Genomic DNA, 13,217 nt, shown 5'->3' with positions numbered 1-13,217 from the left:
TCCTCTGTGAAGAGCGCAAGTATTTCAGGAAGGGCAGCTCGGCCGAGTGAAAAAATCTATCGTCATCAAAGGCGCCCGTCAGCATAATCTTCGTGACGTCTCCGTGGATATTCCCCGTGACGCGCTCGTCGTTTTCACCGGGGTGTCCGGTTCGGGCAAGTCGAGTCTGGCTTTCGACACCATTTTCGCCGAGGGACAGCGGCGGTATGTCGAGTCACTCTCGGTCTATGCGCGTCAGTTCCTGGGGCAGCTGGACAAACCGGATGTCGACGCCATCGAGGGACTGTCGCCCGCCATCGCGATCGACCAGAGGACCACCGGCCGCAACCCGCGTTCCACGGTGGGCACTGTCACCGAGGTCTATGACTACCTGCGCCTGCTGTACGCCCGTATCGGCCTTCCCCACTGCCCGGTGTGCGGAGAGCCGGTCAGCCGCCAGACCCCTCAGAAGATCGTGGACCGGCTTCTGATGTCGGATGAGGGCACACGCATCCAGGTGCTGGCCCCGGTCGTCCGTGGCCGCAAGGGCGAGCATGCCGAAGTCTTCAGACAATTGGTGACCGACGGCTTCAGCCGGGTGCGTGTGGACGGCACGGTCCTTCCACTGACTGCGCCACCCGCGTTGGACAAGCGGGAAAAGCATTCCATCGACGTCGTCGTGGACCGGTTGGCGGTCAAGCCGGGCGCCCGGCGGCGCCTGACCGACTCCGTCGAGACCGCGCTCGGCCTCGCGGGCGGTGTCGTCTGCGTCGACTTCGTGGATTCCGATGCCGCCGATACCCAAAAGGAGTTGACGTTCTCGGAGAAGATGGCGTGCCCGCTGGCCCACGACCTCGATCTTGAGGTGATCGAGCCTCGCCTTTTCTCCTTCAACGCCCCCTGGGGCGCGTGCCCGGAGTGCGAGGGTCTCGGCTCGCGCACGGAGACCGATCCCGAACTCGTCGTACCGGACCGGGAGAAGTCTCTCGCGGAGGGAGCCATCGCTCCCTGGATCAACACCAGCGGTGCCGAATACTTCGCCCGGCTGCTCGAAGCGCTGGCGACAGAAGCCGGCTTCAGCACCAGCACTCCGTGGCGCAGCCTCCCCTCCGCGGTGAGGAAGATGGTGCTGCACGGGACCTCGCGGGAGCTTCACCTCACGTACCGGAACCGGTTCGGGCGCGAGCGTTCCCACCTCGCCCGGTTCGAGGGTGTCCTCCCGCACATCGAGCGGCGCCATGCCGAGGCCGCCGCCGATGCCGCCCAGAGCCGTTTCGCCGGGTACATGCGCGAGCTACCCTGCTCGGCCTGCGGCGGGGCGAGGCTCCGGCCCAGCGTCCTCGCCGTCACCGTGGGCGGCCGTAACATTGCCGAGCTGACCGCCCTTCCGATCGATGAACTGGCGGCTTTCGCGGCCGGGCTGGAACTCGTCGGATGGCGGCATCGGGTCGCCGAAGCCGTCCTCGCGGAGATCGGTGAGCGGCTGCGGTTCCTCCTCGACGTGGGCCTGCACTACCTGTCGCTGGGACGACCCGCGGCGAGCCTGTCCGGTGGAGAGGCACAGCGGATCCGTCTGGCCACCCAGATCGGAGCTGGGCTGGCCGGGGTCCTCTACGTTCTGGACGAACCGAGCATCGGGCTGCACCAGCGGGACAACCAGCGGCTGATCGAGACCCTGCTGCGGCTGCGCGACCGGGGCAACACGGTGATCGTCGTGGAACACGACGAGGACATGATGAAAGCAGCCGACTGGGTGGTGGACATCGGGCCGGGGGCCGGTGAGCACGGTGGTCAGGTGGTGTACTCGGGGACGCCGCGGGAACTCCTGGAACACCCCACGTCCCTCACCGGGGCGTATCTGTCCGGCCGCCGGGAGATTCCGCTGCCGGAGCGGCGCCGGCCGAGGGCGGGCGGTCGTGAACTGACGGTGCACGACGCCATCGAGCACAACCTCAGGAACGTGACGGTGTCTTTCCCGCTGGGACAGTTCGTCGCTGTCACCGGCGTCTCCGGCTCGGGTAAGTCCACGCTTGTCAACGACGTCCTCCACACGGCGTTGGCCAGGCACTTCTACCGGGCACACAAGGTGCCCGGCCGACACCGCACCCTCACGGGCGTCGAGGAAATCGACAAGGTGGTGCAGGTCGACCAGTCGCCGATCGGCCGCAGCCCCCGATCCAATCCGGCCACGTACACGGGAGTCTTCGACCACCTGCGCAAGTTGCTCGCGCAGACACCGGAAGCCAGAGTGCGCGGCTACCAGCCGGGCCGCTTCTCCTTCAACCTCCAGGGCGGCCGCTGCGAGCCGTGCCTGGGCGACGGCACCGTCAAGGTCGAAATGAACTTCCTCCCAGACGTCCATGTCCCGTGCGAGGTCTGCCACGGAGCGCAGTACAACCGCGAGACCCTCGACGTGCGCTACAAAGGCAAGTCCATCGCCGATGTGCTGGCCATGACCATCGAGGAGAGCCTGGACTTCTTCGACGGGCACTCGATCATCTCGCGTCACCTCAGAGCCCTGCACGGTGTGGGGCTGGGGTACGTGAAACTCGGCCAGCCCGCCACCACACTGTCCGGGGGCGAGGCCCAGCGCGTCAAACTCGCCACCGAACTGCAACGGCGTACCAAAGGCCGCACCCTCTACGTCCTCGACGAGCCGACCACCGGCCTGCACGCCGACGACATCCGCCAACTGCTCTCCGTGCTCCACCAGCTCGTCGACGCGGGGAACACCGTCGTAGTCATCGAGCACAACCTCGACGTGATCAAGACGGCGGACTGGCTCATCGACATGGGCCCTGAAGGCGGCCGTGGCGGCGGCGCCGTCATTGCCCAGGGCACCCCGGAAGAAGTCGCGGCCCACCCGCGGTCCCACACCGGGCGCTTCCTGCGCCCGCTCCTGGAGAAGAGGTGACTCGTCGTGTACGTGAGGACGACGGCCCGGAGGAGGGAGGGACGGGCTCACGAGTCCCTTGACCGGCTCACGAGTCTCTTGACGCTTCCGGCTGCACGGTGGATCAAGTACGGGACCACCTGAAACTCATCGCCCGCCTCCGGTCGCACGCTGGCATGAGTGTCGGCGGCGGTGCGGTCGATGGGGCCGCAGCGTGCCGTCCAGCATCAGATGCGCCTTCGTGGAGGCGGTCTTCATCGCGTCGGCGAGGGTCGTTGGGAGGGCGGCCAGGAGCTCGACGGCCTCGGCGATGTACCGGTACGCGGTGGTGGTGCCGATCCCGGAACCGGCGGCGAGCCGGGGGTAAGTGTGTCCCGAGCGCAAGTGGGCGAGGACCAGGAGCGCCTGCCGGCCGACGGGCAGCCGGTGCCACCGGGTCCCGCGTTCACGGCGGCTGGTCCGCAGCCGAGTGGTCAGGCGGCGCAGGGCTGAGGTGGACACATCGACGCCGGACCGGTGGCCAAGGACGCGGAAGCTCCTGGTGAGACAGGCGATCTTGGTTGTGAACCCGTCCACCAAGAGCTTCTTCACGTCCGGCCACCGCCGCCAACTACCTGCCCACGCGGCCAGGTTGGAAAGGGCTCACCGTGTTCGTTCGTGTTTGTCTGCATCGGATTCAACCCGCCCGAACCGCTCGGCCGCCTCCAGCCACAACAGCGCCCGGAATTCCCGACGTTCGGCGGTCAGGCCGCCCCTCACGGATACCGCGCACGGCGTGTTCTGCATATCAGCCCAGGTCAGCGACCAAAACGTTGCAGCCAAACCTGGTTGGAGGAGCCGGTGCAGTTCCAGATCTGTACCTGGACCCCTGAGGAAGCGGCGTTCGGGACGTCGAGGCACTTGCCGGACTGGGGGTTGTACAAGGAATCGTTGGACTGGCGTATCCAGACCTGGGCGCCAGTGCCGTTGCAGGTGTACATGTCGACCTTGGTACCGGTGGCTTTCCCGCCGCCCACGACGTCCAGGCACTTGCCGGAGACAGCGGACCGGATGGTGCTGCCGGCCGTGACTTCGGTCCACGTCTGGGAGGCGGTCACCGGCGAATCGAAGTGACACTTGCCTTAGACCTGGACCGGGGTGCCGTCCGCGGCGGAGCCGCCCAGGATGTCCAGACATGCTATGGGACCGTTATCGCCCGTGGGAAACACGTAGATGGAATGGGGCTGCCCCGCCTGGTCCGCGCTCGCGGTTCCGGCGCCGCCCATGGTGAGCGCGAGCGCGCCGACCGACACCGCCGCCAGCGCCAGCCTGGACCGCCTGCCTCGCCGCGAGGACGCGTTGCCTGATCGTGCACGTGAGATGGTCATCTGAGCCAAGCCTTCCGGAACGGATGTGCGTCGCCTTCGATGAGGCGAAGACGCCAGTCTGGCGTCGCCTTCCAAGAGGGGTCCAGCGGTCTGGTTCACTGCGTCCGCCTGCTTCGGGCAAGCACCTGCGCGGCCGGCGCCGATGCCACAACCGGGACCACGCGAAGATCCGCAGCCTCGGTGAACGCGCCATGGCGATCCTCAAGTCCTGGCGGCTCCTGCGGAAGCTCCGCTGCACCACCGGGAGACCTCATTGATCAGACCCGCGCGAACCACCGGCTGCCGGGGGGGCCTTGCGCGCGCCACAGCGTGCAAGGCCCTCTTGCCATGACCACGGGCTACTCGCTGATGACGACGGCACGATCGAACGCGACGAACTTGGCAAAGTCCCTGCCGATCCGCTTGACCGCATCCGCGGTGGTGCAACGTACGCCCAAGCGCTGACGCGTCGGGTGGGCGCCGTTCCAGTGGACAGACGCCTTTGGACGGTGCGGCACGCCGCAGTATGACCTGACCCGGCGCACCTGCTCTGATCAGCGGAAACGTCATGGGTCGGTACCGCGCGGCACGGGGCGACATGATCGCTCACGGTCTTGTGACGCGTAGGTCCGAGCAACATCACCCGGCCCGGCACCAACGGTGCCTTGTCCGTCGGTGCCGGGCCGGGTGATGGCCGTCCGCGCGACTCCGGGACGGGTGTTGTGCCTGGGGCTTTTCAGGGACTTTCAGCTCTGTCAGAGGAACTCTTCAGGGACGGTCCGCCAGGTGGACGAGACAGACCGTGACAGAGCTGAAAGATGAGAAACCCCTGATCAAAGCGGATTTTCCTCAGCACTCGATGATGTTCACCGCGAGCCCGCCGCGCGCGGTCTCCTTGTACTTGACCGACATGTGGACGGCTGTTGATCATGGGACTGACCTGCAGTTTTGGCGTGCCCAGGCTTGTCTTGAATCACGTCAGGGACTTTGTGGGGACTTTTTGTCGAGAGCTGAATACAACGTATCGCGTGTTGCGTGAAAAGCTTGCGGGATTGGGTAGTTGACGATCGGGCGGCACGCGATGGCTTCGGCGAGCCCGCTCTCGTTATGCGGTGCTCATGCACGAGCGCCCTCCCGGGTAGTGGAAGGGCGCTCAACGATGATCGACGTCGACACCGCCGACAGTTCAGCAGCAGGTCAAGACTTTGATCGAAGAGACGGCCGCAGGTCACGGCCGTCGTTGACGAGTTGTGGCTGTGCAGCAGCCGGATCAAAGAGCCAAGGTTCGGTACTCGGACAACAGGGAGGTCAGCCGATCCACGAGCTGTTACGCGAGGCGGAAATGAAAGAGCGCGCTGCGAGGGTGTGAGGAGTCTGAGGGAAGTTGGGAGGCGCATCAGGTTCCGGCTGGCGTCGGTCGGTTCAGCGACCGACATTTCCTGGTGTGCGGGGTGGATCAGACCAGGGTCGACGTTATCGCGCACAGTTCGAAGACTGGTGGCAAGAACTTTATAGTCGAGGCGGTGTCACGGGCGGATCGTGGTGTTGTCTCCGGTGACGGCAGTGCCGATCGTCTGTGCGGCGATAGACCGTTCACCGGACGCGGTGATCGTCACTGCGCCGACTGCGGGAAGTTGGGCGGCCAGTTCGGCAAGCAATTGTGGATTCTCCCTTAGAGTCCGCTTGATCTGCTGACGCAGCGCGGCTGCAGCATCGGTGCCCTCCGGCTCCTCGGCCGCCTCACGCACCGCCGCCTCCAGCTCCTGGCGTCCGGCCGGGCTCCGGCGCCGCCAGACCGCGTGCAAAATACTGCGCCCTGCGTTTGCCGTGGCTTCCACCGCAGCGTCCTCAGCCCGGGCCAGTACCCCCGCACCATAGGCACCCAGGGCTGCGCTTAGATACGGCCCTGCCTGCTCCAAAAACTGCACGATCTCCGCTTCCACAACCCACCCCTGAATTCCTGTCATTGACTGAGACCAGGGCATCAGACTAAGCCGCCCAGCCAGCGCGCACACGGCAATTCTGCATTCACAGATCGTCGACCGGCCTCACTCCACACGAGCTTAGCGAACACCTTCCTGCCCTGGCGCGGCCTGGCTACGCTCCTGACTGCCAGGCCGCTGACCAGGGAAGCGGAGAACTTCAACGGAGTACTAACGGTCAGACCGCGAAGTGGTGTGCTCGGCTGCGTCGATCCTTGCGCGGATCTGAGTGACGAGCGGGTTCTCCGGGCCCAGGGTGGGCTCGATCCGGTCGAGGGCAACGCGATAGACGGCGATCGCTTTTTGGTGTGCGCCGGCTTCCTGGTGGGTGTCCGCCAGGGTGAGTTGGGCGTTCAGGACATTGGGATGGTCGCCGAGGGTCTGCTGCCAATGGGCGAGGTTGGCTTCGTACAGCGGCACAGCCAAGTCGGGTTGGTCGTTGGCCCGGTAGATCTCAGCCAGGTACTGCCGTTGCTTGACTGTGTCCGGGTGGGTGATGCCGAGTTCCTTCTCGGCGAGCGCAACGCTGTGTTCCAGCAGTTCGGTCGCCGGGGGGAGGCCGCCGGACCCGCCAAGCGCACGGGCCAGCATGGCGGTGGAGTGAAGTGTTTGCGGGTGTGCGCGGCCGAGTTCGGCCTCCAACTGGGCGCGGACGTCCTCCAGGACGGTGACTGCCTGTGCCGCGTTGTCGGACTCCATGTGAGCGGCGGCCAGGTTTATCCGGCTGGTGACCGTGTGCGGGTGTGTGTCGCCGAAGATGAGGCTGGCGTTGCACACGGCGGCTTCGAGGAGCTGGACGGCGCGCGGAGCGTCGCCAACTGCGAGATGCGCGAGGGCCAGGTTGCTCCGACATACCACGGTGTGCGGGTGGTCCTCGCCGAGCGAACGGACGCACCGCTCCAGCGTTGACTCAGAGAGAGGGACGGCCTGTCCCCGATTGTCCGTCTGGCGTAGTGCGTCGGCCAGGCCGATGTAGTTGGACAGGGTGTCCGGGTGGGACTCGCCGAAGACCTGCTCGCACTGGGTGACGACGGTTTCGAATAGCGGGACGGCGCGATCAGGGTCGCCCGCCGCGAGGTGTGCATTCGCGAGGCCGCTTCGGGTGGCGAGGGTATGGGGGTGGGTCTCGCCGAGCAGCGCGGCACGGTGCTTGAGGATGGTGTCGTACTGGGCGATCGCCTGTCCATCGTGGCCGGCGGCCCGGTATGCCTGCGCTAGCCCGTTCCTAGTGGTCAAGGTCTGAGGATGGCCCTCGCCGAGGAGGTGGGCGCTCTGCGCGGCCGCGGTCTCCAGCAATGGAAGCGAACGGGTGAAGTCTCCGGCGTCTCGGTAGGCGCAGCCGAGATTCGCACGGATGGCAATGGTCTCTGGGTACGCCTCGCCGTACACCTCCTCGCATCGGGCCAGGGCCGTCTTGAGGTGCTGCGCTGCCTGGTCAGGGCGTCCGGCGATCAGATAGGCGTAGGCAAGGTTGTTCCGGCTGGTGATGGTTTCGGATTCGCTGTCGCCGAACGCCTGCTGCCACTGTGTGAAGATGGCGGAGTACATCGGAATGGCGCGGGACAGGTCGCCTGAAGCGAGGTAGACCGCCGCTAGACCGTGCTGGCTGCTCAGCGTGGCAGGGTGAGTTGGTCCTAGGGATCGCTGGTGATGCGTGAGTGTGGCCTCATACAGAGAGATAGCACGACCCAAGTCGCCGGACGCATGGTAGGTGCGGGCCAGTTCCTCGCAGCTGACGAGAGTGTCGGGGTGATCGTTGCCAAGTGCGTGCCTACGCCGGGCCAACGTCTCCTCGTGGAGTGTGATGGCACGGGCCAGATCGCCAGATTCACGGTACGAGTTGGCAAGGTTGGCGGCGACGGTGAGTGTCCCTAGATGCGAGTCGCCGAGTACCTGCGCGCACTGGGCGACCAACGGTTCGAGGATGGCGATGGACCGTTCGAAGTCCCCGGCTCCGTAGTAGGCGTCGCCCAGGTTCGAACGGACCTTCATGGTGATTTCGTGCTCGGCGCCAGCGAGCGCTTCGCAGCGGGCGAGGGCCGCCGCCAGTAGCGGAACGGCGCGGCCGTCATGGCCGAGGCCCTGGAGGTATAGTGCAGCGCTCGCGTACCGGCCGGCGGGAAAGGTGTCAGCGTGTCCGTCAGGAGTGGTGGCCGCGAGCGCGACGAGGTGCGGAAGCAGCCGATCCCAGGTGGGGGACCGGCCAGAGTCGGGTGGTTCTCCCAGGGGGGCGACCGCAGCGCTCAGCAGCCGTTCGGCCTCCAACCTGCCGGTTAGCGCGCTGTCACCGATAGGCGACTGGTTCCGGAGTGTGGTCTGGACGAGACGGTGGATGCTCACCGAGTCCGGAGTGAGGGAGACCATGCAGTAGACAGCAAGCACCCCTAGGGCTTCGTGAAGGTCGTCGCTGTCGTCGGCAATAGGGGTCAGCAGTCCAACTGGGATGTCATCGGGGGCTAGCCACGCCAGTGTGGACAGGACGCGGACCGCCAGGGGGTTGCGCTCCGTGAGGGTGCTAATCGTCTGGCGCCAGATCCGGGCGACCGTGCGCTCTGGGTCTACACCTTCGGGAGCCTTGTCCAACGCGCCTATCAGCCGTCGGCGGTAACGTTCAATGCTGATCGTCGGGTTCTGCGCGAGGTAGGCGCAGGCCTGCATCAGGGCGAGGGGAAGCTGCCCCAGATCGGCTGAGAGGGCCCGGGTCTCCTGTATCTGACGATGGGTCGGCGAAGTCGCGCCGAGTACCTGCCTACAGAGGAGATCACTCGCTGCAGCCAGGTCGAGTACGTCGAGGGCCAGCGTTGCGATGGAGGTCGGCCAGCTAGCTGACCGTCGGCTCGTGGCGACGACGTGACCGTTAGGCGCGCTGACGTAGGGCTGCAGATCGGGCGGATCCTCAACGTTGTCGAAGACCAGCAGCCACCCCGGATGCCACTGCAGCCACAACATCGCCCAGGCGGCGCGCTCTTCGGTAGTCGCGCTGCCGGCCCACACAGGGATCAACCGCAGAGCGAGGTCGGCCAGCGATTGCTCGATGTGGTCGGGTGATGCAGCGGCAATCCACCACATCACGGTGTAGTCGCGACGGTGTCTGTGGGCGTACGCAAGGGCGAGGGTGCTTTTGCCGACTCCGCCGAGGCCTTGGACGACGGCAGTCCCGGCGGCCGGCTGCCCGAGCGTGCCGCGCAGCCAGTCCAGCTCGTTCGTGCGGCCGAAACACAGCGGGAGCGGCGGCAGGTTGGTGAGCCCGGCAGGTGCCTGAACATCGCGCGCTGAGCTCAGCAACTCGGCCGTCAGAACGTTGACCGGGCCGGTGACCGCTGTCCCGATGTGATGGGCGGCGACGGATCCGGCCCCTATTGCCTGGAAAGTGGATTCCGTCACCGCTGGACCCGCCGACTCCCGTGGCGAACGGTGACCGTCGACCTTTCTTTGCCCGACGGCCTACTGCGTGCCCTCATCTCAGTCCCCTCTGCAGGCCGACTGGGTGTCTCGCTCCCCAGCACAGCGCGCACGCGTTTCCCATGTTGGGTCAGTATCGGCTGATAGGCGGCGAGAGTTCCATGGAATCGGGGCTTCGTTGCTGACACGATCGTTGATGTTGAGGTCGGCCACGCGCCCCCAGGAGCCAGTGGTCTCAAGACTCCTCAGTTTCAGTTGTGGTCTCAGGTGGTGGGAAATCTGGGGTGGTCCAACTTGGTCCATGGTCGTCCGACACCAGCACTGACCAGGTGTGTCGTTCTTGTGGTGGATGCCTATGGAAGCCGGTGGATCAAGATCGGACAATTCGTCATGCGTAGGTTCCGGGGTTGCCCCGAAGGCCTGGTCGGTCGGCCAGGCCTGGTTCATGACCACGTGAGGGTCGCCGCACTCCAAGTGAGGGTGACAGCCTCGCCGTTGAGGAGTGTGTCTGCGAAGGCGGTGACCTGCCGGACGACGTCCGTGAAGCGTCCGGGGTAGCTCGTTGCGGCGGTGCCTTGCCGGCGGCGCCAGGCGGTGTAGGAGGTCTGGCGGCGCTCGCCGAGGTCGGTGATGGTGGTGCTGAGGGGTTTCAGAGTGATGCCGCGGTGTGTGGCGGTGGCGGTCAGCGCTGTGGTGAGTTCTTGGCCGTCCAGGTCGTTGAGGGTGAGCAGGCGGTAGAGGTCGCCGTAGTCGCGGTCGCGGGTGTTGAGGTCGCCGAGTGAGATAGCGGTGGAGAGTTTTTCGGCGATGACGGTGGCGAGTGGGTAGCCGAGGAGCTGGAAGCTGTCCGTCGTGAGTTGCTGCGGATAGTCGATGATCCGGGGGCCGGGGGTGACGGGGTCGCCGAAGCTGATATCCAGTTGGAGCTTGAGTCGTGCTCGGGCGATGGAGGCGGCCATGGACAGGCGTAGACCGTGGTACTCGTCCTCCTCACGAATGGGGACGGTCTTGAGTGTCGTGGGATCGAATACGACGCCGTCGTCGCTCTCGGTGGCGGCGATGGCCGCGATTCTGTGGATGATCTCTGTTTCCGTGCCTGGGAAAGATCGACCGAGGATGTCGACGTCCCGGGTCATTCGACGTGCGCCGAACTGAGCGAGCAGCAGGCCACCTTTGAGGACGAAGTGCTCCCGGCCCAGGGGCGATGAGGCCAGGCGGTAGAGGAACCGTTCGAGGATGTACTCGACCATGACCTCGTCCGTGGACCGGCTGTTGCGGCGCGCCAGGTTGCGCAGGTCGTTGTAGACGCGGCCGGCGGTGGTGTCGCGAGTGGGGTTGGCCATCAGGCGAGCACCGCCTCTACGGCGGGGCGGACGACGGAGAGGGCGTCCAACTCGCGTGCGATGTGCTGGAGTTCGCCAACCCCGCCGCGCCCGCTTCGACGCAGGTAGCGGCCGAGCGCGGACAGGGCGAGGGTTTCGCCGAGGCGGCTGCGGTGGCGCATTGCGTCGACGACGCTGCGAGCTGCGTTGTACATGGGGATGGTTTCTCCCGGGGCTGCTTCGAACCGTTCGATACCGAGGTCGAAGGTCTTTGCGGCGTACTGCGCCACCACGGTCGGCGGGTAGGAAATCGTCGGGCGGCGTGAGCCGCGCGGCACTGCGATGTGTACTGCTGCGGGGATGTCGTCGATCAGTTCATGCAGGGCAAGGGCGGATTCACCGCACACGACGGCGCGATGGGCCCGTGCGCACACGGCCAGCAAATCCGCGTGCGCCGTTTCCGGGGCGTCTGCCCGCCGGTACACCCCACGGGACAGTTCGTCTATCTCCCCCTCCGTGACCAAGTGCGCCAGATCGCGAGGGGAGAGCAGGGCCTGTCGCGCCTGCGCCGTCGTGAATGTGGGGGAGAGGCCGGCCAGCCGCTGCTCCAAGCGCGGGTTTTCCGCAGCGTTCATGTATCGAATGATACCCCTTGGGTGGGAGTGGGGGAACGATTTGATACATCAGCTGGTGGGTGAGCGGCACATCCGGCGTTGATCACATGCCGCGAACCCGCAGGTCAAAAAGCCCCTTCCAGGGGGATATTCCAGGGACTTTTCAGGGACTTTCACGCCTGTCCCAGGGCGTTTTCAGGGACTTTCCGCCGCGTAAGCAGGGAAGGCCCTGACAGCGCTGAAAGATACAAACGCACTGGTCAGGGCCAATCTGCCTAACACTCGATGATGTTCACCGCGAGCCCGCCCCGGGCCGTCTCCTTGTACTTGACCGACATGTCCGCGCCGGTCTCCTTCATCGTCTTGATGACCTTGTCCAGCGAGACCTTGTGGCTGCCGTCCCCGCGCAGCGCCATCTTCGCCGCCGTGACCGCCTTCACCGCCGCCATGCCGTTGCGTTCGATGCAGGGGATCTGGACCAGGCCGCCGACCGGGTCGCAGGTCAGGCCCAGGTTGTGTTCCATGCCGATCTCGGCCGCGTTCTCGACCTGTTCCGCGCTGCCGCCCAGGACCTCGGCCAGGGCGCCCGCCGCCATGGAGCAGGCCGAGCCGACCTCGCCCTGGCAGCCGACCTCGGCGCCGGAGATGGAGGCGTTCTCCTTGAAGAGCATGCCGATCGCGCCGGCCGCGAGGAGGAAGCGGACCACGTTGTCGTCCTTCTCCGCCGGCGTCGCGCCGCCTGCCGCGAAGTTCATGTAGTAGTGGAGGACGGCCGGGATGATGCCCGCGGCGCCGTTCGTCGGGGCGGTGACGACCCGGCCGCCCGCCGCGTTCTCCTCGTTCACGGCCATCGCGTACAGCGTGATCCACTCCATCGCGTGGGCCTGCTGGTCGCCCTCGGCGCGCAGTTGGCGGGCCGAGTGGGCGGCGCGGCGGCGGACCTTGAGGCCGCCGGGGAGGATGCCCTCCCGGGACATGCCCCGGGAGACACAGGCCTGCATGACCTGCCAGATCTCCAGCAGCCCGGCCCGGATCTCGTCCTCGGTGCGCCACGCCTTCTCGTTCTCCAGCATCAGCGCGGAGATGGACAGGCCCGTGTCGGCGGAGAGCCGCAGCAGTTCGTCGCCGGTGCGGAAGGGGTGTTTCAGTACGGTGTCGTCCAGTTTGATGCGGTCCTCGCCCACGGCATCGTCGTCCACGACGAAGCCGCCGCCCACCGAGTAGTACGTCTTCTCCAGCAGCGGCGCGCCCTCGGCGTCGTACGCGAACACCGTCATGCCGTTGGCGTGGTACGGAAGGGCCTTGCGGCGGTGCAGGACGAGGTCCGTGTCGGCGTCGAAGGCGATCTCGTGCACGCCGAGCAGGCTGAGCCGGCCAGCGTCGCGGATGCGGGCCACCTGGGCGTCGGCGTTCTCCACGTCGACGGTGCGCGGGGAGCTGCCCTCCAGGCCGAGGAGGACGGCCTTCGGGGTGCCGTGGCCGTGCCCGGTCGCGCCGAGCGAGCCGTACAGCTCGCACCGTACGGACGCGGTGTGGGCGAGCAGGCCCTCGTTCTTGAGGCGGCGCGCGAACAGGCCCGCCGCGCGCATCGGGCCGACCGTGTGGGAACTGGAGGGGCCGATGCCGACCGAGAAAAGGTCGAAGACCGAGATGGCCACGGGGGTGACTCCTTACAAGGT

Annotated in this window: 8 protein-coding genes and 2 pseudogenes; 2 read left to right on the top strand and 8 right to left on the bottom strand. The window is 66.4% G+C overall.

Annotated elements, in window-relative coordinates; all coding sequences use genetic code 11:
- Positions 1-46 precede the first annotated feature (46 nt).
- Entirely contained in the window at positions 47-2,893 is a 2,847-nt protein-coding gene (gene uvrA, locus ACFXPL_RS01710; protein ID WP_384910762.1) for an excinuclease ABC subunit UvrA, read from the top strand.
- 161 nt (positions 2,894-3,054) lie between these two features.
- On the opposite strand, the pseudogene ACFXPL_RS01705 reads toward uvrA, so the two are convergent.
- From ACFXPL_RS01705 to ACFXPL_RS01695, 3 genes and pseudogenes are all read right to left on the bottom strand, one after another.
- A pseudogene (locus ACFXPL_RS01705) lies at positions 3,055-3,427 on the bottom strand (transposase family protein); the annotation flags it as partial.
- Between the two features lie 242 nt (positions 3,428-3,669).
- On the bottom strand, positions 3,670-3,969 hold the full coding sequence (locus ACFXPL_RS01700) for a ricin-type beta-trefoil lectin domain protein (protein ID WP_384910760.1): 300 nt from the start codon (positions 3,967-3,969) through the stop codon (positions 3,670-3,672).
- Positions 3,970-3,993: 24 nt separating this feature from the next.
- Positions 3,994-4,239 carry a hypothetical protein gene (locus ACFXPL_RS01695; protein ID WP_384910758.1) on the bottom strand — a complete coding sequence of 82 codons (246 nt, stop codon included), beginning with the start codon at positions 4,237-4,239 and terminating at the stop codon, positions 3,994-3,996.
- A gap of 149 nt (positions 4,240-4,388) precedes the next feature.
- Between ACFXPL_RS01695 and ACFXPL_RS01690 the strand changes: the two are divergent.
- A pseudogene (locus ACFXPL_RS01690) lies at positions 4,389-4,496 on the top strand (IS5/IS1182 family transposase); the annotation flags it as partial.
- Between the two features lie 1,248 nt (positions 4,497-5,744).
- Here ACFXPL_RS01690 and ACFXPL_RS01685 read toward each other — a convergent pair.
- From ACFXPL_RS01685 to ACFXPL_RS01665, 5 genes are all read right to left on the bottom strand, one after another.
- The gene (locus tag ACFXPL_RS01685; protein ID WP_384910756.1) at positions 5,745-6,161 is read right to left on the bottom strand and encodes a hypothetical protein; all 417 of its coding nucleotides are present in this window, start codon (positions 6,159-6,161) and stop codon (positions 5,745-5,747) included.
- 210 nt (positions 6,162-6,371) lie between these two features.
- Positions 6,372-9,584: a tetratricopeptide repeat protein gene (locus tag ACFXPL_RS01680; protein WP_384910753.1), complete on the bottom strand. Its 3,213-nt coding sequence runs from the start codon at positions 9,582-9,584 to the stop codon at positions 6,372-6,374.
- A gap of 461 nt (positions 9,585-10,045) precedes the next feature.
- Positions 10,046-10,945, bottom strand: coding sequence for a nucleotidyl transferase AbiEii/AbiGii toxin family protein (locus tag ACFXPL_RS01675; protein ID WP_384910750.1), 900 nt, complete (start codon positions 10,943-10,945; stop codon positions 10,046-10,048).
- Positions 10,945-11,559, bottom strand: a complete 615-nt coding sequence (locus tag ACFXPL_RS01670; RefSeq protein ID WP_030351863.1) for a type IV toxin-antitoxin system AbiEi family antitoxin domain-containing protein — start codon at positions 11,557-11,559, stop codon at positions 10,945-10,947. Before ACFXPL_RS01670 ends, ACFXPL_RS01675 begins: the two co-directional genes overlap by 1 nt.
- Positions 11,560-11,813: 254 nt before the next feature.
- Complete coding sequence (locus ACFXPL_RS01665) at positions 11,814-13,196, bottom strand: L-serine ammonia-lyase (RefSeq protein ID WP_384910747.1); 1,383 nt, start codon at positions 13,194-13,196, stop codon at positions 11,814-11,816.
- Positions 13,197-13,217: the final 21 nt, after the last annotated feature.

The sequence above is a fragment of the Streptomyces sp. NPDC059092 genome (assembly GCF_042756365.1).
Lineage (GTDB): Bacteria > Actinomycetota > Actinomycetes > Streptomycetales > Streptomycetaceae > Streptomyces.
This window is presented reverse-complemented; position numbering and strand designations above follow the sequence as displayed.

Bases quoted from the DNA above. Each gene is read 5' to 3' on its own strand.
- ACFXPL_RS01675 (WP_384910750.1), bottom strand. From the start codon at position 10,945: ATGGCCAACCCCACTCGCGACACCACCGCCGGCCGCGTCTACAACGAC.
- ACFXPL_RS01695 (WP_384910758.1), bottom strand. From the start codon at position 4,239: ATGACCATCTCACGTGCACGATCAGGCAACGCGTCCTCGCGGCGAGGC.
- ACFXPL_RS01670 (WP_030351863.1), bottom strand. From the start codon at position 11,559: ATGAACGCTGCGGAAAACCCGCGCTTGGAGCAGCGGCTGGCCGGCCTC.